The 20,633-nt window shown below is 42.4% G+C and carries 16 protein-coding genes and 1 pseudogene; 3 read left to right on the top strand and 14 right to left on the bottom strand.

Annotated elements, in window-relative coordinates:
- Positions 1–255: 255 nt before the first annotated feature.
- The 12 genes and pseudogenes from N782_RS00970 to N782_RS00920 form a co-directional block, all read right to left on the bottom strand.
- The gene (locus tag N782_RS00970) at positions 256–1,221 is read right to left on the bottom strand and encodes an ABC transporter ATP-binding protein (protein WP_036815327.1); all 966 of its coding nucleotides are present in this window, start codon (positions 1,219–1,221) and stop codon (positions 256–258) included.
- Positions 1,214–2,200, bottom strand: coding sequence for an ABC transporter ATP-binding protein (locus N782_RS00965; protein WP_036815325.1), 987 nt, complete (start codon positions 2,198–2,200; stop codon positions 1,214–1,216). The genes N782_RS00970 and N782_RS00965 overlap by 8 nt, the downstream gene beginning before the upstream one ends.
- 27 nt (positions 2,201–2,227) lie before the next feature.
- Entirely contained in the window at positions 2,228–3,058 is an 831-nt protein-coding gene (locus N782_RS00960; RefSeq protein ID WP_036815322.1) for an ABC transporter permease, read from the bottom strand.
- A 39-nt stretch (positions 3,059–3,097) separates the two neighbouring features.
- Positions 3,098–4,042: an ABC transporter permease gene (locus N782_RS00955; RefSeq protein ID WP_036815320.1), complete on the bottom strand. Its 945-nt coding sequence runs from the start codon at positions 4,040–4,042 to the stop codon at positions 3,098–3,100.
- Between the two features lie 58 nt (positions 4,043–4,100).
- A complete protein-coding gene (locus N782_RS00950) occupies positions 4,101–5,669 on the bottom strand; it encodes an ABC transporter substrate-binding protein (RefSeq protein ID WP_036815317.1) in 1,569 nt (522 codons plus the stop codon).
- Positions 5,666–6,748 (bottom strand): serine hydrolase domain-containing protein, encoded by a 1,083-nt coding sequence (locus N782_RS00945; RefSeq protein WP_036815315.1) that lies wholly within the window; start codon positions 6,746–6,748, stop codon positions 5,666–5,668. Before N782_RS00945 ends, N782_RS00950 begins: the two co-directional genes overlap by 4 nt.
- 2 nt (positions 6,749–6,750) lie before the next feature.
- A complete protein-coding gene (locus tag N782_RS00940) occupies positions 6,751–7,923 on the bottom strand; it encodes an anhydro-N-acetylmuramic acid kinase (RefSeq protein WP_036815312.1) in 1,173 nt (390 codons plus the stop codon).
- A 40-nt stretch (positions 7,924–7,963) separates the two neighbouring features.
- On the bottom strand, positions 7,964–8,887 hold the full coding sequence (gene murQ, locus N782_RS00935; RefSeq protein WP_084102934.1) for an N-acetylmuramic acid 6-phosphate etherase: 924 nt from the start codon (positions 8,885–8,887) through the stop codon (positions 7,964–7,966).
- 593 nt (positions 8,888–9,480) lie between these two features.
- Entirely contained in the window at positions 9,481–10,734 is a 1,254-nt protein-coding gene (locus N782_RS21880) for an exo-beta-N-acetylmuramidase NamZ family protein (RefSeq protein ID WP_237582254.1), read from the bottom strand.
- A pseudogene (locus N782_RS00930) lies at positions 10,726–12,345 on the bottom strand (glycoside hydrolase family 3 protein); the annotation flags it as partial. The pseudogene N782_RS00930 and the gene N782_RS21880, both read right to left, overlap by 9 nt.
- Before the next feature lie 1,018 nt (positions 12,346–13,363).
- Complete coding sequence (locus tag N782_RS20900) at positions 13,364–13,552, bottom strand: PspC domain-containing protein (RefSeq protein WP_420805570.1); 189 nt, start codon at positions 13,550–13,552, stop codon at positions 13,364–13,366.
- A gap of 31 nt (positions 13,553–13,583) precedes the next feature.
- Positions 13,584–13,802, bottom strand: a complete 219-nt coding sequence (locus N782_RS00920; RefSeq protein WP_237582237.1) for a hypothetical protein — start codon at positions 13,800–13,802, stop codon at positions 13,584–13,586.
- 983 nt (positions 13,803–14,785) lie between these two features.
- On the opposite strand from N782_RS00920, the gene N782_RS00915 reads away from it, so the two are divergent.
- Positions 14,786–15,292 carry a GNAT family N-acetyltransferase gene (locus N782_RS00915; protein WP_036815304.1) on the top strand — a complete coding sequence of 169 codons (507 nt, stop codon included), beginning with the start codon at positions 14,786–14,788 and terminating at the stop codon, positions 15,290–15,292.
- A 513-nt stretch (positions 15,293–15,805) separates the two neighbouring features.
- Here N782_RS00915 and N782_RS00905 read toward each other — a convergent pair.
- On the bottom strand, positions 15,806–17,359 hold the full coding sequence (locus N782_RS00905) for a purple acid phosphatase family protein (protein ID WP_036815299.1): 1,554 nt from the start codon (positions 17,357–17,359) through the stop codon (positions 15,806–15,808).
- A gap of 198 nt (positions 17,360–17,557) precedes the next feature.
- On the opposite strand from N782_RS00905, the gene N782_RS00900 reads away from it, so the two are divergent.
- Both N782_RS00900 and N782_RS00895 read left to right on the top strand, forming a co-directional pair.
- Positions 17,558–17,770, top strand: a complete 213-nt coding sequence (locus tag N782_RS00900) for a YuzF family protein (protein WP_036815296.1) — start codon at positions 17,558–17,560, stop codon at positions 17,768–17,770.
- Between the two features lie 40 nt (positions 17,771–17,810).
- Positions 17,811–18,701 carry a manganese catalase family protein gene (locus N782_RS00895; protein WP_036815294.1) on the top strand — a complete coding sequence of 297 codons (891 nt, stop codon included), beginning with the start codon at positions 17,811–17,813 and terminating at the stop codon, positions 18,699–18,701.
- A 285-nt stretch (positions 18,702–18,986) separates the two neighbouring features.
- Here N782_RS00895 and N782_RS00890 read toward each other — a convergent pair whose 3' ends face one another.
- Positions 18,987–20,618: a thiamine pyrophosphate-binding protein gene (locus tag N782_RS00890; RefSeq protein WP_036815291.1), complete on the bottom strand. Its 1,632-nt coding sequence runs from the start codon at positions 20,616–20,618 to the stop codon at positions 18,987–18,989.
- Between the last annotated feature and the right edge of the window lie 15 nt (positions 20,619–20,633).

Genomic DNA, 20,633 nt, shown 5'->3' with positions numbered 1-20,633 from the left:
CCTTCGTCCCACTGGTGTTGAGCAGGTGTGCTGTGCGTGGGTGGTGTCGGGTGCTGGGGGCGGCGGTTGCGAGCAAATTTTCCAGTTTCGGAGCAAAATTTTCGATTTGCGATCATAATATCGAATTTCAGAGCAAAATTTTGATTTTCCGATCATTTTTTGAAATTTCCGAGCATCGAAGGGTTTTGGGACGAGGAACCTGTCCCCCCATCCCATCCAAAATGGGACAAGGGACCTGTCCCCCCGTCCCACAATTTAGTATAAATGGCAGGCTACGTAGTGGTTTTCTTTGACTTCTTTGAACTCGGGCTCGATTGTTGTGCATTCTTCCATTGCTTTTGGACAACGTTTGTGGAATGGGCAGCCGCTTGGTGGGTTGGCTGGACTTGGTACGTCTCCTTTTAGGATGACACGTTCTTTTTCCTCTAATGGATCTGATTTTGGTACAGCTGACAGTAGTGCTTGTGTATAAGGATGAAGAGGTTCTTCATAAATGGAATCGGTATCGGTCATTTCCATCATTTTTCCTAAGTACATGACACCAACTCGATCGCTAATATGCTTTACGACATTTAAATCATGCGAGATGAACAGGTACGTCATGTTGAATTCTTCTTGAAGCTGCATGAGTAATTTTAAAATTTGCGCTTGTATCGACACATCAAGTGCAGAGACTGGTTCATCTGCTACGACAAACTTTGGTTTTAAGATGAACGCTCTTGCGATACTGATACGCTGCCGTTGACCACCGCTGAATTGGTGGGGATACCGCTCCGCTTGTTCAAGAGGTAGACCTACTTTTTCGAGCATTTCATCAACCTGTTGATTGGCTTCTTCTTTACTGATTGAAAAATGCGTGAATAATGGTTCGGACACTAGCTCTCGTACCGACATTCTTGGGTTTAATGAGCTATAGGGATCCTGGAAGACCAGCTGGACATCTCTTCTAAGCTTCCGTAGTTCACTAGAAGAGTAATTTAATATATTCTTGTTATGAAACAAAACCTTGCCACCAGTCGGTTCTAAAATCCGCAATATGCTTCTACCGAGCGTGGATTTTCCGCACCCACTTTCCCCAACAAGTGAAAATGTCTCCTTTTCCTTTATATCAAAACTGATATTGTTTACGGCTTTCACATGCGCAACGGTACGCTTAAAGATACCTGATTTAATAGGAAAAAACGTTTCTAGCTCTTCTATTTTCAATAATGGGTCAGCCATTCTTCACCAGCTCCTCTTGGTACAACCAGCATTGGCACGTGTGATCTGCCTCCACCTCTTGAACAGGTGGGGTTTGTGTGTGACATATATCCATGACATGTGGGCATCTCGTAGCGAATCTGCAGCCTGATGGCATTTGCTCTACCGATGGTACTTTTCCAGGAATAGAGTACAAATCATCATGACGATTACCGCTAACCATGGATTTCAGCAGTCCTTTTGTATAAGGGTGTTTTGGAGAATGAAAAAGACTTACTACATCTGATTCTTCCACAACTTCACCTGCATACATGACCGCTACTCGCTGGCATGTTTCCGCTATGACACCAAGGTCGTGTGTAATCATTAAAATAGACGTTTCAAAATCCTCGCGTAGCTCCTTCATTAAATCTAGTATTTGAGCTTGAATGGTTACATCCAAGGCCGTAGTTGGTTCGTCTGCTAGAAGCAACTTGGGATTACATAGCATCGCTATCGCAATCATGACTCGTTGACGCATACCTCCAGAGAGTTGATGGGGATAATCTTTCAACACCTCTTTCGGCCTTGGAATGCCAACTCGTTCTATAATATCAATACATGCCTGCTTCATTTCTGATTTAGATAGCTTTGTATGGAATTTCAATGCTTCCATTAATTGATCTTGAATCGTAAACAGAGGGTCCAATGCTGTCATGGGTTCTTGGAATATCATCGAAATTTCTTTTCCACGAATCTTCTTCATCTCTTTAAAGGACATATCCAACAGTTCTCGATCGCCTTCAAATTGAATGCTTCCTTTTGAGACATGAAGAGGTGGATTCGCCAGTAAGCCCATAATGGATAAGGCCGTTAAACTTTTTCCACTACCTGACTCTCCAACAATGCCATAAATCTGCTGCTTGCCAATCGAAACATTAACATCCTTCACGACATTATAGGTCGAGTCATCTTTTTTTACATCTATATGGAGATTTTTTATCTCGAGTACATTATCCATAACCTCACTCCTCTCTTACACTGCCATCTATTGATTTAATTTTGGATCAAGAATATCTCGAAGACTATCCCCTAAAAGGTTAAAACAAAAGATGGTTATAATAATGAAAATAGCTGGGAATATCGCAATCCACGGTGCAATCTCCATATACTGACGACTCGCATTCAACATAGATCCCCAGGAAGGTTCAGGCGGTTGGATGCCAAGCCCTAAAAAGCTAAGCGCTGCTTCTGTTAAAATAGCTCCAGATAATGCTAATGTGATTTGCACAATGAACGGCGCTAAAATGTTTGGGGAGACATGCTTAAAAATAACCTTATGTGTTTTCACTCCAATGGACCTGGCACTCGTAATAAATTCCATTTCTTTCACAGAGATAACGGCTGCCCTTACCGTCCTTGTAAACACTGGGGTGAATACGATTCCGATGGCGACCATTGTATTTCGCAAGCTTGGGCCTAATACCGCTACAATCGTTAACGCTAATAAAATATCTGGAAAGGCAAACAAAATATCCATAATTCTCATGATGACGTTGTCGACCCATCCTTGAAAAAAGCCAGCAATAAGTCCGAATAGAAAGCCAAGTGTAGCTCCTATACCTACTGAGATTAACCCAACATAAAGAGAAACCCTCGCCCCTTGCATCACTCTACTAAAAATATCTCGTCCAAAGTCGTCCGTTCCAAACCAATGCGTCGCACTTGGCCCTTCTAGCGTATGACTTTTATACATCTCGGTAGGGTCATGTGGCGTCACTAAAGGGCCTATAAATCCCATTACTAGCACGAGTAATACGCCAATAACTCCAACTAAGCCCACTTTATCCTTCTTCAGTCTCGAAATGATTTCACTCATATATCCCACTCTTTCTATTAGCTAATTCGCAAGAACCGATTATTTGTATGTGATTCTTGGATCTAAATACGAATACAATAGATCCACAATGAGATTAATCATCACAAATACGAAAGCTATAAATAACACGGCACCTTGTACAACTGGATAATCCCGTTGATTAATAGCCGTAAGTACTAATTGCCCTAAACCAGGCAAGGAGAAGATTTGTTCAATGATGACTGTACCACCTAGTAGTACGCCGATTTGCATACCAATGATAGTCAAAATAGGTATCATGGCATTTTTCAAAGCATGATTAAAGATAACTACACGTTCACTCGCGCCCTTGGCTCGAATCGTACGAATAAAATCTTGGCGGAGCACTTCTAACACGGTTGATCTCGTCATCCTCATTACGGCACCAGCCATCGCTGTACCAAGAACAATAGAAGGAAGAATCATCATTTGAAGATTCTTAACCGGATCTTCTACCAACGATACATATGTGGAAGGAGGATAATAGGAAAAGAACACCGACAAGATCAGCAACAATAACGTTGCTAATGCAAAGTTAGGTACCGACACCCCAAGTAAAGAGATAATTCTTACACCAAAATCGGTACTTGTATTACGTTTAATAGCTGCAATAATGCCAAGTGGAATCGCAATAATCCAGGATAAAAAAGCAGACAAGAGGGTTAGTTCAAGCGTTAAGGTGAAACGATTTAATATATCCCCAAGGACCGGTTTACCCGTCCTCAATGAAACACCGAAGTCGCCTACTAAAACGCCAGAAATCCAATTATAGTACTGTTGATAGATTGGAAGATTCAAGCCAAACTGCTTTTCAAGTTGGGACCTTGATTCATCCGTTGCTTCCGTTCCTAACATCGTACTAACTACATCACCTGGAATCATTTTCATAATAAGGAAAATGAATACGGAGATACCGAACAAAACAGGTATTAACATGAGTAGTCTTCGGATTGTATATGCAATCATAGTTATTCACACCTTTAATGAAGAAGGGGGATTCGATGCGAACCCCCTCCCTGTTAAATTATTGTTTAATAATCGTTTCATTAAAGTTCTCTGGTTCATTTGCTGAAGGTGTGTAATTTTCAACATTGTTACGAACGATAAAGAACTTCTTCGGAGAAACTAAGAACAGATTAGGAGACGTTTCAATTAATTTCTTCTGTGCTTCATTATAGATTTCACGTCGTTTTTCCTTATCTGTTGTGGTTCTACCTTTTTCAGATAAAGAATCAATTTTGTCATTAGAGAATCCCCAAACGTTTGCTGATCCATCTGTAGAGAAGAAGAAGGAAATGGAACGGTCAGGATCAGATCCAGAGCTGTTTCGACCTACTAGCATTTCATGATCTCCAGACTTCCATGTATCAATATATTGACCCCACTCAAGCTGCTTGATGTCTGCTTTGATACCAATTTTTTCGAACTGTTGCTGTAATAGCTGCGCGGTATCAATCATATCTGGATAGGTTGATGCTGTAGAAATAGTAGTTTCAAACCCGTCTTCGTAGCCCGCTTCCACTAACAATTGCTTCGCTTTCTCGATATCGTGCTGATACAGTTCTTCTTCACTTACATCAATAGCCCATTTACCCATAGATTCAGGAATCGGTCCGGAAAGAATCGCGTCGCCCTTCCATACAATGTCTTTTACTTCTTGACGATTCACAGCTAGACTAATGGCTTGGCGAACCTTCTTATTATCAAATGGTTCTTTATCCACATTGAAACCTACATAACTATACTCAGTAGATTGGTAGCCTTTCACATCTAATTTGTCATTTTTCTCAGCTAATGGAATGGACTGTGAGGATAAGGTTGTCAGGTGCACTTCACCAGTTCGAATGGCTGCTAGGCGAGCTGACTCATCCTTCATGGTAATGTATCGAATGCCGTCTAGCTTAGGCTGTCCTTCTTTATAGTAATCTTCGTTTTTCGAAAGCTCTACATAGTTATCCGGTTTCCACTCTTCAAATTTAAATGGTCCTGTCCCAACTGCAACCTGCATTAGATCGCCGTTTTCTTCTACTACTTTTTCCGAAACAATTGCAGCATTCGTGCTAGCTACATAGGATAAGAATGGCGCATACGTCTCGCTTAAATTGAATTTAATTTTCGTTGGACTCATCACTTCGATAGACTCAACTTTGTCAAAATAAGACTTAGCTATGGATGCTGTTTCTTCATCTAAAATACGCTCATAACTATATTTCACATCTTCGGCTGTCATCTTATCGCCGTTATGGAACGTTACGCCTTCTCTCAGTGTGAAAATATACGTTGTATCATCTGGCTGCTCCCATTCTTTTGCAAGCTCAGGTTGTAATTCCATATTCTCATCAAATGTTAGTAAGCTATCATATACTTTTTCATAAATTCGAATAGAGGAATGCGCTGGTACTTTATGCGGATCAAGTCCTGCTGGTTCTTGGTCATTTCCTATTTTCAATAATTGATTAGCGGCCTTACTATCTCCGCCGGAATCTGAACCTGAATCTGCGTCCGAATCACCGGAAGCATTATTGTCGGAACATGCTGCCATCACCATTACTACAAGCAACAAAAGCGAAAATATCTTTATTTTTTTGGTCATGCTTTCATCTCCTTCAGTTGATTTACTATCCGTTCATGAAGCTGCTTTCGAAATCCATTAATCGACGCTGCCTTTTCCTGGTGAAGACGATTGGTCAACACCACGCATACCAAATCTTCTTCTGGGCAAACCCAAAGCGACGTCCCTGTAAAACCTGTATGTCCAAAACCTCTCGGGAACATGGGATCAAATTGCCACCCTAATCCTCTCCCATTTCCTTGGTCTGTGCTTGCTTCTTGAACAAGCTCATTTGATAAAAGAGGTCCCCCTTTTCTTAAGTAAAGTTGGCCAATTACATCTAAATCCTTCGCCGTTGAAAACAAACCTGCATGTCCTGAAATACCTTGAAAAAAGTAAAAACTATTTCCATCATTCACTTCACCATGAATCCAGCTACTGTTAGGTCGCCATCCAGTAAAGGTGATATTTCGTTTCTCACACATTCCTTGTTCGGTTCTGTTACCCTGTTCTGTTGCAGCAATGTTAGAAAGGGATGCAACATGAAGTGGATGGTAGGTTAATGTTTCTAAATGTAATGGTGCTGCCATTTCCGTTTCTACAGCATGGTCTAGGGTCTTTTTTGTATGGTATTGAATAATCTCTCCTAAGAGCATGAAATTCAAATCGCTATACACCATTCCATCGACAGGCTCCGTTTGGGAAGCGATATCTTCTAATACTTCAAATAAGCTGGAATCGGAGCGACTATAGAAAGGAAACCATGCTGGTAATCCGGATTGATGAATCAGTACATCCCGTATCGTTACGTTTGATAGTCTATTGGTTAGATTGCTGTATGAGTGTAAGGTTGGTAACGCTGATACGATCCAATCATCTATATTTAGCTTCTTTTCTGAAGCTAGTTTTAAAATGAGGGTCGTCGTTACTATCTTTGTTAATGATGCTATATCAAAAAGCGTATCGGTTTGTACACTTGTCCGAGTTGAGTGACATGCTGTGCCAAACGCCTCGTGATAAATGGTCTCGCCACCTTTTGAGATATGACAAACAGCGCCAGGGAATAGTTCAGTAGTGAGTCCCTCTTCCATCACCTCATCTATGTCTCTCTTATTCAGCATATCTATTGTTCTCCTTCTGTTAAGGCAGATGGTAAGACAAGCTTACCCATAGACACCTCTTTAGCGGCGCCTGTTGCAGAAGGCAAATGATTCGGATGCCCGTGCAAATACTCATTTCCTAAGATGGCGAATGTTATCGCTTCTTTTGCATCACTAGAAAAATGAAGCTCATCTAAAGTTCTAACGGATTGACCGAGATTGTTCTCCAGCCCAGTCAAAATCGTTTTATTATGCACACCACCACCCGCAACAATCACTTCCTGTGTATCATAGTGAGGATCTACCACCTTTTTGATGTGATAGGAAATCGCTTGAACGGTGTAGGCAGTAATGGTAGCGACTATATCTTCATAGGCTAACCCTTTTTGTCGGCCTTCTTCATAAAGACGTTCAGCCATCTCCCATGTGTAAAGCTCTCTACCAGTTGTTTTCGGTAGGTCCATTTTTAAATAATCATCCTGATCAACAATGTCTTGCAACCACTCCTCGTCAACCCGACCAGAGGCTGCAATACTGCCATTTTCATCGAATGTAGACTCGCCTTGTGAACCAATCTGTACGACTGCATCGATTAATACATTGCCTGGTCCTGTATCTAAAGCGAGTACACCTTTTTCTGAACCGGTTGCTTCTAAAACGGATAGATTACTAATCCCACCTATGTTCACGAGGATCCTTCCTTTTGCTTCATCGCGAAAAAGAAGGTCATCTACAAATGGGACTAGCGGTGCTCCCTGACCTCCAACAGCCATATCTGAAGGTCGATAATCCCCAACCGTTAAACATCCTGTTTGTTCCGCAATAACGGATAACTCTCCGATTTGAAGCGTAGCTGCATGGTCCGGCATATGGTAGATGGTTTGTCCATGAGAACTAATAAAATCGATATCTTCTAATGTGAGGTCTGCCATTTCAGCTACAGCATGAGCAGCTTCAGCAAATTTTTTCCCTAGTTCAACGTTATACCGACAAATCTTATCGACAGTGGATTGATTTCGATCACATAAGGCTAATAATACCTGCCTTTCTTCCTGGCTGTAAGAAATACTTTCAAATGCTTTGAGAGAAACCTTCGTTGTTCGACCTGCTCCTTCAATTTCCACAAGTGCTGCATCGATTCCATCCAATGAGGTACCTGACATCAGACCGATAGCTAATCGTTTTTTCTTATCCAAAACTTCGGTAAGTAAATGTAAAATAGTTTCCCTCCTCTCTTTAATTAGTGTTACTTATATTGGGGCTGTGCTGATGGAGCGTATCTGAAAAATGTTGGTTATTCTGTTCTAAAAGATGAAAAGCTTTTTCGGCATCCACATCTAACAAAATCATTAAGCAAGCTACTCTAACGTCTCCATTCGCTTCTTTATTAAAGATAGCTGCTTCCTTCTCTGTGACATCGGTTAGCTCCTGAATCATGGAAATGGCACGTCTCCTAAGCTTTTCGTTAGATGCTTGAACATTCACCATTAGATTCTTATATACTTTTCCTAGCTTTATCATTACAGCAGTTGAAATCATGTTCAGAATCATTTTTTGTGACGTCCCTGCTTTTAACCTAGTTGAACCTGTGACAATCTCCGGTCCAACTAACACTTCAATAGGATAATCTACTAGTTTCGAAAGTGGTGTGTTCGTATTACAACTAATGGAGGCAGTAGGAATATGTAGTTTATTGGAAGCTTCTATAGCACCTAACACATAAGGAGTTCTTCCACTTGACGCAATGCCTATGACCATGTCTTTGTTGGAAACAGATTGATTTACATCATTCGCTCCAATTTCTTTGCTATCCTCAGCATTTTCTATCGGAAACCTGAGAGCCCGATCGCCGCCTGCAATCTTTCCATTCACTAAATCATGAGGTACTCCGAATGTGGGCGGGCATTCCGATGCATCTAACACCCCTAATCGACCACTTGTCCCAGCCCCGAAGTAAAATAACCTCCCTCCCTTTTGCAATGTTTCCACGGCAACATCGATAACTTGTCGAATTTCGGGAAGGACTAGACTTATGTTTTCCGGAACTGTTTTGTCCTCCTCGTTCATTAACCGAATAATCTCCATCGTTGAAAATTGGTGAAGCTGATTCGATTTCTCATTACGCATTTCTGTATTAAGGATTGAGTGATTACTGGACAATGGATGGTTCACCTCCTTTTAAAAGAAGGACTCGTTTTGTAAGCCCTTTCAATATTAATTACCTGTTAATTTGGGATGGAGCCTTATTGGAATGATTTCTATGTGTATCACCAACTATTTAAATGTGCGTTTATTTTTCAGATAATTCTTATTAATTAAGAGTATAAAACAATGTTTCAGAAAATGATACCTTTTTTGTAATTTTGTTTTATGATTTTTTTGGGGTGGGATGGGGGGACAGGTCCCTCATCCCATTTGGGTGGGTGCGGGCGGGATTGGGACGAGGGACCTGTCCCTTCGTCCCACTGGTGTTGAGCGGGTGTGCTGTGCGTGGGCGGTGACTTGCTGGGGCGGCGTTTGCGAGCAAATTTTTCAGTTTCGGAGCAAAATTTTCAGTTTGCGATCATAATTTCGAATTTCGGAGCAAAATTTTGATTTTCCGATCATTTATTGAAATTTCCGAGCATACGGGGTTTTGGGACGAGGTACCTGTCCCCCCATCCCATCCAGACCGCGCCCCCGAGCGAGACAAGGTACCTGTCCCCCCGTCCCACTAAAAAAGAGCTCCGGCCGAAGCCGGAGCTCTTTCCCTATTATTGATATAGCAAGTAATCTTCTCGCAGATCCATAAACTCATCTAGTCCGTCTTGCCACTTCTCTTGCATTTCATCTACGGACTTGCCGTTTTCGATGGCTTCTCTCACCCAGCCATTTCCAATCAAATAATCAAAGAAGGAGACGCCGTTGCTGTTTTCTTCGCGGAATGCGAAGTCTTCAGGGTATAGGTCGTGAATGGTTTTCACGAGTGTCAGGCCTGTTTCGACAGCGTTGTATTCTTCTTTGTTGGTTACGTGTAACTCCACTCCGTGCACGAGTTCGCCGCTGTGCTTGGAAAAGGATGGGGTAAAGGATGCAGCGCGGAAGTCGACGCCTGGTAGGTCGTAGCTTCCCATTTTGTCTGCTAGTTCTTTACTGTTGATATACGGTGCTCCGATTAGTTCAAATGGTTTTGTTGTGCCGCGTCCTTCTGATACGTTTGTTCCTTCGATCAGTGCCGCTCCTGGATATACCAACGCCGTGTCTGTTGTTGGCATGTTTGGAGATGGCATTACGAATTCTAAACCTGTATCTTCATAGTAATCTTCGCGGTTCCAATTTTCCATTTCCACAACGGTTAAGTCAGCACCGATGTCGAATTCTTTGTTGAACATCTTCGCCAATTCCCCAACTGTCATGCCGTGGCGTAGTGGGATTGGATATTTTCCGACGAAGGACTTGTAGTCTTCATCAAGAACTGGACCAGCCACTTTTTCACCACTTAGAGGATTCGGGCGATCTAGGACAACGAATTCAATGTCGTTCTCTGCTGAAGCTTCCATTGCAAGTGCCATCGTGTAGATGTATGTGTAGAAACGGGTTCCTACATCTTGAATATCAAACAACAGCACTTCTACATCTTCGAGCATTTCTGGACTTGGTTTACGCGTTTCGCCGTATAGGCTATAAACTGGTAAGCCTGTCTGTTCATCTTCGTAAAATTCAACATATTCGCCAGCTTGAGCACTTCCACGAACGCCGTGCTCTGGGCCGTAAAGGGCAGTTAGGTTAACGTCTTCATCGTTATGAAGTAGATCCACGATGCTGTTCATGTCCTGATCAACACCTGTTGGATTTGTGATAAGACCTACCTTTTTCCCTTCAATCAACTCTTTCTTTTCATTTAAAAGTTGCTCAACGCCTAGCTTGAAATTCTGCTCGTTTTCTTCCTCATCTTCACCTTCATCGTCGCCTTCATCATCTCCACCTTCAACAGGATCAAAGGTTAGACCATGACCATAATCGTACATCGCACCTTCTCCATCCGTGTTTGGAATGGTTACAGGAAGTTCGCCTGTTGGTGCATTTTCGCCGACTAGTACTTTAGCTGTTGCTTCAAAGCTTGCATCGCGGAAGCCATATTGCGCGATGAACGTGTCCACATCAGGGTAAGCCATGATGTCATAAGGATTTCGGATACCTACGCCAATAACTGATCCATCTGCCTCTTCCATCACTTTGTCTACCATTTGCATTTGGGCACTGTCCTCAGAACGAGTAGAAACGTTGTATGTGTATGTTCCAACGACTACATAATCGGCTTCTTTTACTTGTTGAAGCTGGTCATCGGATAGTGCATAGTCATCACCAAGTTCGATCACATCTGTGTTACCATGTTCAGCTTTTACGGCTGAACCTAAGTCACCTACAAATGATTTTCCGACAACTACTACGTTAGCGTCAGCATCGGTAACAGGTAGTACATCTTCGTTCTTCACTAGCGTAATGGATTTTTCTGCTGCTTTTTGTTCCACCGCTTTGTGTGCTTCAGAGCCAACTACTTGTTTCGCATTTTCTACTTTCTTTTCAACAGACTCTGGTTGTTCACTTTTGATAATGCCTTTTTCAATCTTCAGTTCTAAAATACGCTCAACGGATGCATTGATGGATTTTTCTTTAATCTCACCTTTTTCAACCGCATCCACTAGGCCATTGAATACTTTTTCAATACCTACTGGCATAAGCACGATGTCTGTACCAGCTTTTACAGCGCGTATGGCTGCATCAACAGAACCGAAGTGATCTGTGATGGCGTTCATGTTTAAGGCATCTGTGTAAATTACGCCTTCATACCCCATCTTTTCACGCATAAGACCAGTTAGTACCTTTTTCGAAAGGGTGGCTGGTACGTTAACCTCTTCGCCGGTTTTCTTAGAAGTAGCTGTGCTATCATCAATTTTCGGGAAGGTTACGTGAGCTGTCATGATCGCATCGACACCAGCGTCCATCGCTTCTTGGAAAGGATACAGTTCTACGTCTTCAAGACGATCGATTCCATATGGAACTTCTGGCAATCCAATGTGAGAATCCGTTGCCGTATCGCCATGTCCTGGGAAGTGCTTCGCAGTTGCGGCAACACCTGTACTTTGAACACCTTGGATGTAAGATGTTCCTAGCTCAGCAACAAGCTCTGGATCTTCACCAAAGGAACGAACGCCAATAACTGGGTTGTCCGGATTGTTGTTTACGTCCATAACTGGAGCTAAGTTCATGTTAATACCTAGAGAGGAAAGCTCCTCGCCGATCGCCTGGCCGACATTGTATGTAATGTCTTCTGAGCGAGTTGCACCAAGTGCCATATTACCAGGGAAATCTGTTCCGGATTGAAGACGAGTTACGATTCCGCCTTCCTGGTCAATCGTCGTCAACAGACCAAAACGTTCAGACGCTTGTTGATAGTCTGCTACAAGCTTTGTCGTTTGTTCTGTCGTTACGACGTTTTCACGGAACAAAATGACACCGCCAAGATGATAATCCTTCACCATTTGCTCGATTTCTGGGAGCATTTTGGTTACATTCTCTCCGTCAAATTTACGGAAATCCGGCATCATCATCTGACCGACTTTTTCTTCTAAACTCATGTTCTTAACGGCCTGATCGACTACGTTGTATTTATTCCATTTTTGATCTACAACTTTATAAGCAACGCCATCGGAACCCTTGTCCGGCTTACCATGTAACGTTATACGATCCCAATTACCATTGCCATCGCTTACTACAATAAACGTACGACCTGGCTTTCCTTTAAACGTTACTTTTCCGTTTTGATTAACTGTAGCGACATTTTTATTCGTAGACGCCCATTTTAAATCCTCTGTCCACTTAAAATGTCCATCTTCATATACGTTCAAGACTTTTAACTGATAGGAATCTCCACTTATGTTTGTGTCCACTTGAGGAAGATTTTGATAAATGACTAGATCTTTAACCGAGTCATCTGCCTTAGAATGATTCGCTGCGTGAACGGTTTGTGATTGAACACCCGCCATAGCTTGACTTACAAGTAAAATAAACACAAGTACACTTGCCAAAAAACCCGTTTTGCTTCGTTTCATACCTCCACTCCCCTTTTCAAAATGTAAAAACCTTTAGCTCTACCCGTGCATCATTGGTGTGGTGGTAATCAAGGTGTCTGACGGTAAGCTACCTGGACAATCGTACCTTTTCCGGCTTACATCTAGCTTTTCCTACTGCATCATTCCCATATGCAAACAACTAGACCTTTCTCCATTCGAGGAACTCTGTTTCACTAGCAACGAAACTTCTATTTAGGCAACCCTCCTTTTTATGTAACCTTTCCGATTAGGTGAAAAGGCTTTCAACAACTCTAGCATATATGTTCATAGATATAGATGTCTATACCAATAAAGTTTGATTTTACTAGACTCCATTCCTCATACAAAAGTTTCAATTTTCAACCAAATTCGCTATGTTTTGGAAAGGTGGGTAGAGAACTGGTTTGTTTTTCCTGCTTCATTTATGACTAACAGACTAGCAGGACTACATTTTTTGCCATTAAATGACATGTTAGGTGCCTATGAATTTTTTTTTGCACAAAAAAAGAGCATATTCCATACCGGAACTGCTCATTTCTTTTCCTCAACTATGATTTTTTATGGAAGGTGGGGGATCAGACATTGTATTAACAAGAATAATATAGATCAATAGATTCCCAGGTAGAAAAATAAACAGGAGTCGAATGCCAAATGATGATATACCGAAATACTCTGCAATACCGCCACAAACACCGTATATAGACTTATCTCTAGAGGATTTTCTTAACTTCATGGCAATTCCACCCTATAATCTAGTTTTTCAATCAACTTGTATGTGTTTCGTCTACCTTTTTCTCTTTTCGATTCAAGACAAACTCCACGACTAACGCCACACCAAACCCACTCCAGAAAATCACAATGGAGGACAATGGCTCGCTTCCCACAGATAAATCACTAAATATATTAATCAGCAGTAAAAACATGTATGCATAGAAGCCAACTATCATACCTTTTCTCCAATTTTGCAATTGGCTCTTGCTCATATCTTTGAAAAACATTGGCGAGCACCTCCACTTCTACCATTACTGTTACTGCCCACCACAAACACCCTCAGAGATAGATTCTTCATTATGTAATAATTTCCTTTTTTTATGGCTGTGTTAAAGTTTGTTGTTGATATAATAATGAAATCATTTTATGTTTCTCCATATTTAGCACCATAATGTTGAATAACTGGTGAGGCTGGACCCGTTACGTTTGTGAGGAAGGGGCTGCGGTGAAATGGTTCGCTTTCAGCGGAGGAACATGCGAGCCTCCTCGTTCGGCTTCGCCTCTCTGTGGGGTCTCGCATTGTCCCTTATTCCGCAGGAGTCTCACCATTTCCCTCCGCCCATCGGTATGTAGGATAACGGATCCATCGTAGTTAGTGCTAGGTTGAATGTTATGATGTAACAGATTAGTCAATCTAATTATCGTCTTAGCCCCCTTGATATCAAAGGGATTTAAGCGTGTTTTACCACCTTGAATATATGAATCAATAGTGTTGAAACTTTTCCCCTTAATCCAAGTAATGAAGCAAATACCTTCCTTGATAAGAACTCCAAAGCATGGCGTTGATTCGGTGGGAATTTGCGAGACTCCTGCGGAAAAACGATCGAGTGAAGACCCCGCAGAGAGGCGAAGCCGAACGAGGAGGCTTCACCGATTGTCCGCGGAAAGCGAGTGAATTCCCACCGAATCAACCACTCAGCACCAAAACTCCTTATTCCAGATTATGCTTCTTATCTGGAATAAAACTATTTAGATTAGTTGATTCCAAAATAAACACCAAACTTTAACATAGCCTTTTTTATAAAAGAAGCTTTTTCGTAATTGCAGAAGTGGCGGTGCATTTCCATAAAATGAAAGATATGATACACTCGAAGCACTTAAGTCATAAAATGGAAATTTTTAAATAATTGAAAAGCACATATGATTATGTCTAATGTACCTTTTCAATCCAATCGTCTACAAAAGGTGGGATTAAATGCATGTTAGAAGGGCTGTAAATGAAGATACAGAGGGGTTTGCCAGAGTGCATGTGGACAGCTGGAGAACGACTTATAAACACATCATTCCTCATGAGTATTTAATGAATCTATCTTATGAACAACGAACAGGATTATGGAAAAAGAACATCTCTAAGGACAATAACTTTGTTTTTGTTGCAGAGAATGATAATGGAGAGATAATTGGATTTGCGGATTGTGGAAAAAGAGAGAATAATAGTGCTGGCGACTTAACCTCTATTTACATTCTGGAAGAATATCAGGGTATGGGGATTGGTGGTAAGTTAATGAAACAGTTGTTCCAGCAATTTAAAGCGTTACATTGTACTAAAGTGTTTGTGGAAGTATTAGATGATAACAAAACGCGCTTCTTCTATGAGTATTACGGTGCCAAACTTTTCAAGAAAGAGAAAATAAAGATTGCAGGTGCTGCGTTATCACTATTGATCTACCAATGGAATAGCCTTGAAGATTTTGCTATATGAAGGTTAGAAGTATCTAGTAGATATTTATGATTTCCATTCCTGGGACTTAGTGCTTTTATTACATTTTTTATATATGGAGTGGTTAGCTTGGGTATTCTTCAGTACTTTATAGGTCCAATCATCGTTTTTCTTATTATGCATCCAATATTTTCGACATTGTATAAGAATGTAGAAAAGAAGGATAAGGGATTTGTGCTAAGTTACTATAGATTAACGCATAGAGGAAAGTTGATTCGTTCCTTGTGGGTGATGCTATTTTTATTCTTAATATTTCCACTTCATTATTGGGGTGAGGATTTAACAAGAAATGAGCTCCCCATGTATGCAACGAACTTCTTACTCGTTTTTGTAATAGACATCCTGTACAACTATACAAAATGGAAAAAACATGAGAACATAAATTTCTTGTGAAGCAAGGCCGCCCTCGTACCGGAAAAGACTAAATAAAATATCGCGTCAAAAAAGCTCAGATTGTAATCTGAGCTTTTTCTTACTATCTAAATTGCGAAGTCTCTACTCCACCTGAAACTCTGCACGGATATTGTTCTTCAATGCCTTACCTGTCGCATTCGGTACATTCTGATCAATCATCATATAATAGGTGCCTGGTTCATACGCTTCTTCAGGCGTTACAGTTAGCGTATCGTCATTTTCAACAGCAAGGCGAACGTCCACCTGTTGTCCATTGCTGTTTTTCACCTGGACGTGGTCCGCTTTTAGTGCAGATTCTTCTATGTTCGTATTTAGGGAAATGGACCATGTTTTCATCTTTTCTGACGTTGCAAGGTTTTCGCCCCATTCGGTGAAGTTTCTACCAGAAAACGGATCTTCTTTTACCATCGTAAACCCGTCTACCGTTTCCCCGTCGTTTGCGGTTACGTTGAATTGAAGTTCGTTCCCATCTACTGTCACGCCAGAATAGATTTGCTTGTCCTTATCGAATTTCACTTTCATCCAAGGCTGGTCCTCCATCTCATAAAACTTCGGTCCAGCGCTGCCGCCAATAATGTACGTCGTGCCTTTGTTTTGGTTCACTTTTTCCCCGTCATAAAGAGGATAGGAGCGCATGTAGGCATGATCGTGGCCGCTCAACACAAGGTCCACCCCAGCTTCGTCAAAAACGGGCGTCCATGCATTGCGCACATCTAAACTGGCACGGTCTGGGTGGCTGTGATACGGCGAACGGTGGAACGAAACGATTTTCCACTGCTTATCTGAGGCAGCCATATCTTGCTTCAGCCATTCCGCTTGCTTTTGCAAATCCCCTTCTGAATTGAGGACCGCAATATGAACGTTGCTGTAGTCAAAGGAATAGGCGAATTCCTTTTCTCCTTCAGGGCCGTTTTCAGGCAGCTGGAACTGAGCGGCGAAATTTTTCTCGCCAGTGCCGTACACGTCATGGTTGCCCATCGTCGGTACCATATTAATCGTCGGCAGCTCTTCCTGTGCCGCTTTGAACCAATTTTCCCAGTGAATCTGCTCATCGCCTCGATCGACGACGTCGCCGGACAACAACATGAATCTAGCATTTGGATACTGCGTTAGAGCTTTATCAAAAATATCGCCCCAAATACCGTAGCCCCACGTCATATTTGTAGAGGCTGCAGATTGTGTATCCGTAGTGAATAAGAACGTGAACGGCCTGTCTCCAGCAGCTTCCGTCGTAAACGAAGCCGCTTCACTCCAATTGCCTTGTTGCCCATTTCCAACACGATATGTATAGGATGTACCTGGTTCTAATGCAGTTGCCTTCGCCTCATGCACCTGCATCGCTCCTTCATCCGAATCAAAGGTAAAACTATCACCTGTCACCTCTACCATTTCGCTAGTAGCAAAGCTTCCTTCATAGTTTGATGTTTTCATGATTTGTACGCTAGTTGCCGTCACATCTGTGGATGTACGCCATGTGAAATTTTGCGTCGTCTCCGGGCTATCGGTCCACGTTAGCGTCAGATGTTCTGGAACGTTACTCCCGAGAGACCCTTCCGCAGCTTGTACGTCCTGATAGGTAGAAAAAGTCCCCGCCATCATTACCATTGCCATCAGTATTACAAAAAATCGCTTCATTATGCTCCCCCTATGTTGTATGGATACTTCCACTCTATCAAATAAACATTAATAGAATATGAACTTACCAAAATTAAGGAAAATTGACCTAGTTGCGTTTTGCCTTGAAATTTTGTCCTAAAATTAGCTCGTCCACACAAATGATTTCCCCTGTCCATACATATATATGGAAAAGATCATCCAAAGGGGGAACCATCCATGAATTCAAATATGCTGCAAAGTTTTTATGATCCTTATGTGTACCAGACGCTTCAGTCCGTTATGGGGAGCGAGGTGACCGTCCAGACGACGCAAGGTTCAATTAGAGGGAAGCTAACCAACGTGCTGCCAGATCACGTGGTGGTGGAGATGAATGATACGCCTTTTTTCATTCGTACCCAACAAATCGTTTGGGTGTTCCCTTCTGCTTGAACGTAACGTTTTCCTATTAACCAAATAAGGAGGGATGCTCGTGTTTAAACGAGAAAATCGAATACTAGTAGAACTGCCAATCCCTGAAGTTGGCGACAAAAATGCAGCAGCAGCTGTACAGGAACTGCTTGGTGGGAAGTTTGGCGAAATGTCGACGTTAAACAATTACATGTTTCAGTCGTTTAATTTTCGAGGCAAAAAGAAGCTAAAGCCATTTTATGACTTAGTTGCTAGTATCACAGCAGAAGAAATGGGCCATGTGGAACTCGTCACAACTTCCATCAATCTTCTGACGAGAGATGTGACATTCCCAGGAGCCCCAGATATCACACCTCTTCAAAACGGACTCGATGCACGAAATACGTACCAATTCATATCAACTGCCCAAACTGCGCTCGTCGGTGATTCCATGGGTAAAGCGTGGACTGGAGATAACGTGTTCAACAGTGGGAACCTTGTGCTCGACTTATTGCACAACTTCTTCCTAGAGCTTGGCGCTAGAACGCATAAAATGCGCGTATATGAAATGACTGATCACCCTACTGCTCGTGAAATGATTGGCTACTTACTCGTTCGCGGCGGCGTTCACGTGTTGGCTTATGCGAAAGCGATTGAAATTGTAACAGGTGTTGATGTGTCGAAAATGCTCCCAGTTCCAAATCTCGATAACTCCAAGTTCGATTACGCCAAAAAATACGAGGAACAAGGACTAAACAACATTTTATATACGTTCAGTGATAAGGATTACCGTGATATTAACCAAATTTGGAAAGGCACAAATCCAGAGTCAGGCCAACCGTTAGAAGTAGTCTACGGCTCTCCAAAAGGAGCCCCTGTCCCTGATCTAGATGACCTCCCAGAACAATTCGCCCCCGGAATCGATGCCGACGACTATCGAAGAATAGCTAAAAAGTTAATGGAAAATCTATAACAGCACTACATAACTCTCACACTTTTGTGGGAGTTTTTCTTTCAGCCGTTTAGAATACTTCATACGTGGCGATAAGGTCGAAGGAGAATCCTTTACCGCACTACCGCAACGGGGGTCTGGCACTTTTAATGGCACTTTTAATGATACCTTTAAGGATAAAGAACAAAAACACATAGCACTTTATCGCATTAACGCGGCGGGGGTCTGGCACCTTCAGGGAGGGCACCTTCAGAAAAGGCACAAAAAAAGATGACCCGCATGGATCATCTTTTTTCGCTTATATTTTTATTTTCCAAAGGAAGATAAGAATTTCACTCGATCGCCCATTGGTGGAATATTGGAGTCCACCAGGGAGATTTCAAGTACGGCTGGGCCGTCTTGGTTGCGTAAGTCATTGACGAGTTCTGGTGTGAGCTCGTGTAGGTCTTCGACGCGTGTGCTTGGGACGCCTGCTGCTTTTGCCATAGCGGCAATGTCGACAGGGTCTTGTTCCAGGCGTTCATGGGAGCGTTTATATTGTAGCGTATGGCCATGGTACACCATGCCAAGGCGAGCATTGTTCAACACGACAAACAACACGTTCATGTTGTATTCCTTCGCTGTCAGCATTTCCATTCCGTGCATGAAGAAGCAGCCATCTCCCGTAATACATGTTACTGGACGCTCTGGTTCAGCGAGGTGGGAACCGATTGCTCCACCGATGGCACTTCCCATCGCACCAAAGTGTACATTGATATCAAACGTATTCGGCTCAAACACATCCATATGGTGGACCACATACGCCATGAATTCCCCAATATCGATTGTGTAGCGATTCGATACAGGCAGAATTTGCTGTAGGGCATGAAGAACATTTTGCGTATTGTACTCTTCTGTAGGAGTTTCAAGCGAACGGTTAGGCTCGTACGTTGTGCGAGAAAGCCCCATCGATGCTAGTTGATTATTCAACATGCGGAGACCAGGTTCGATGTCACTCTTTAGTGGTAGATCCACTTCATATTTTCGATTGAAAACACTCTCGTCAAAATCCATCTGAATGACGTATCGATCTTTTGCTAGATTGGTATTGTAGTTATTGGTTGCTGTTTCGCCTAAGCTTGACCCAATCACAAACAACGTCTTCCCTTCCCCGTCATTGATTAGCTGGGAAGCATATTCGTGACCTGCAAAGCCGAAGATTCCTGCAAATAGCGGATGGTCGTCTGGTATGTATCCTTTCGCTTGAGGTGTCGTAATGATCGGCCAATCCAGCAGCTCCGCCAGTTCGATCACTTGCTCGGAAGCACCGCGAATTCCTTGACCAACAAAAAGATAGCCTGTTTCTTTCTCGATTAATTGCTGCGCTGCATGCTTCATCGTATCCTCAGACGGAATTGTGTCTTCTTTTTGTGGAAAAGCTGGGATAAGTTGATCGGTAACTTGTTCAAGCTGAACGTCGATAGGAAGCGCTACGTGAACAGGGCCTGGAACGCCGCTAAGCGCAATTTCCACAGCCTTCACTACTTCATCTAAAAGGTCTTCCGCTTTTTGTACGGTTACACTATATTTTGTAATCGAATCATAGACAGGTTGAGCGTCTAATTCCTGTGATGCATTCAAGCCCATCGTTGGAACAGGTACTGCTCCTGTGAAAAATAACACCGGTAAATGCTCGCGCATCGCATTGGCAGCTCCAGAAACAAGGTTCGTCCCCCCTGGACCACTACTTCCAATACATACGCTTAGCGAATTGGAATACTTTGCATAGGAACAAGCCATATACGACGCTGCACCTTCATGCTTCGTAATAATTGGCGTGATTTCCGGTATTTCATACAACTGATCAAACATCGCATTAACAGAGCCAGCGGGAATACCGAATATGTACTCCACGCCACCTTTTTTCAAATAATCCAAAACAGCTCTAGCTGCTTTCATGATTAAACTCCCCCT

The organism is Pontibacillus yanchengensis Y32 (assembly GCF_000770635.1).
Lineage (GTDB): Bacteria > Bacillota > Bacilli > Bacillales > BH030062 > Pontibacillus > Pontibacillus yanchengensis.
The sequence above is the reverse complement of the archived record's forward strand: the minus strand, read 5'-3'. Positions and strand labels throughout refer to the sequence as shown.

Bases quoted from the DNA above. Each gene is read 5' to 3' on its own strand.
- N782_RS00970 (WP_036815327.1), bottom strand. From the start codon at position 1,221: ATGGCTGACCCATTATTGAAAATAGAAGAGCTAGAAACGTTTTTTCCT.
- N782_RS00965 (WP_036815325.1), bottom strand. From the start codon at position 2,200: ATGGATAATGTACTCGAGATAAAAAATCTCCATATAGATGTAAAAAAA.
- N782_RS00960 (WP_036815322.1), bottom strand. From the start codon at position 3,058: ATGAGTGAAATCATTTCGAGACTGAAGAAGGATAAAGTGGGCTTAGTT.
- N782_RS00955 (WP_036815320.1), bottom strand. From the start codon at position 4,042: ATGATTGCATATACAATCCGAAGACTACTCATGTTAATACCTGTTTTG.
- N782_RS00950 (WP_036815317.1), bottom strand. From the start codon at position 5,669: ATGACCAAAAAAATAAAGATATTTTCGCTTTTGTTGCTTGTAGTAATG.
- N782_RS00945 (WP_036815315.1), bottom strand. From the start codon at position 6,748: ATGCTGAATAAGAGAGACATAGATGAGGTGATGGAAGAGGGACTCACT.
- N782_RS21880 (WP_237582254.1), bottom strand. From the start codon at position 10,734: ATGTACGATTATGGTCATGGTCTAACCTTTGATCCTGTTGAAGGTGGA.
- N782_RS20900 (WP_420805570.1), bottom strand. From the start codon at position 13,552: ATGAAGTTAAGAAAATCCTCTAGAGATAAGTCTATATACGGTGTTTGT.
- N782_RS00920 (WP_237582237.1), bottom strand. From the start codon at position 13,802: ATGAGCAAGAGCCAATTGCAAAATTGGAGAAAAGGTATGATAGTTGGC.
- N782_RS00915 (WP_036815304.1), top strand. From the start codon at position 14,786: ATGCATGTTAGAAGGGCTGTAAATGAAGATACAGAGGGGTTTGCCAGA.
- N782_RS00905 (WP_036815299.1), bottom strand. From the start codon at position 17,359: ATGAAGCGATTTTTTGTAATACTGATGGCAATGGTAATGATGGCGGGG.
- N782_RS00900 (WP_036815296.1), top strand. From the start codon at position 17,558: ATGAATTCAAATATGCTGCAAAGTTTTTATGATCCTTATGTGTACCAG.
- N782_RS00890 (WP_036815291.1), bottom strand. From the start codon at position 20,618: ATGAAAGCAGCTAGAGCTGTTTTGGATTATTTGAAAAAAGGTGGCGTG.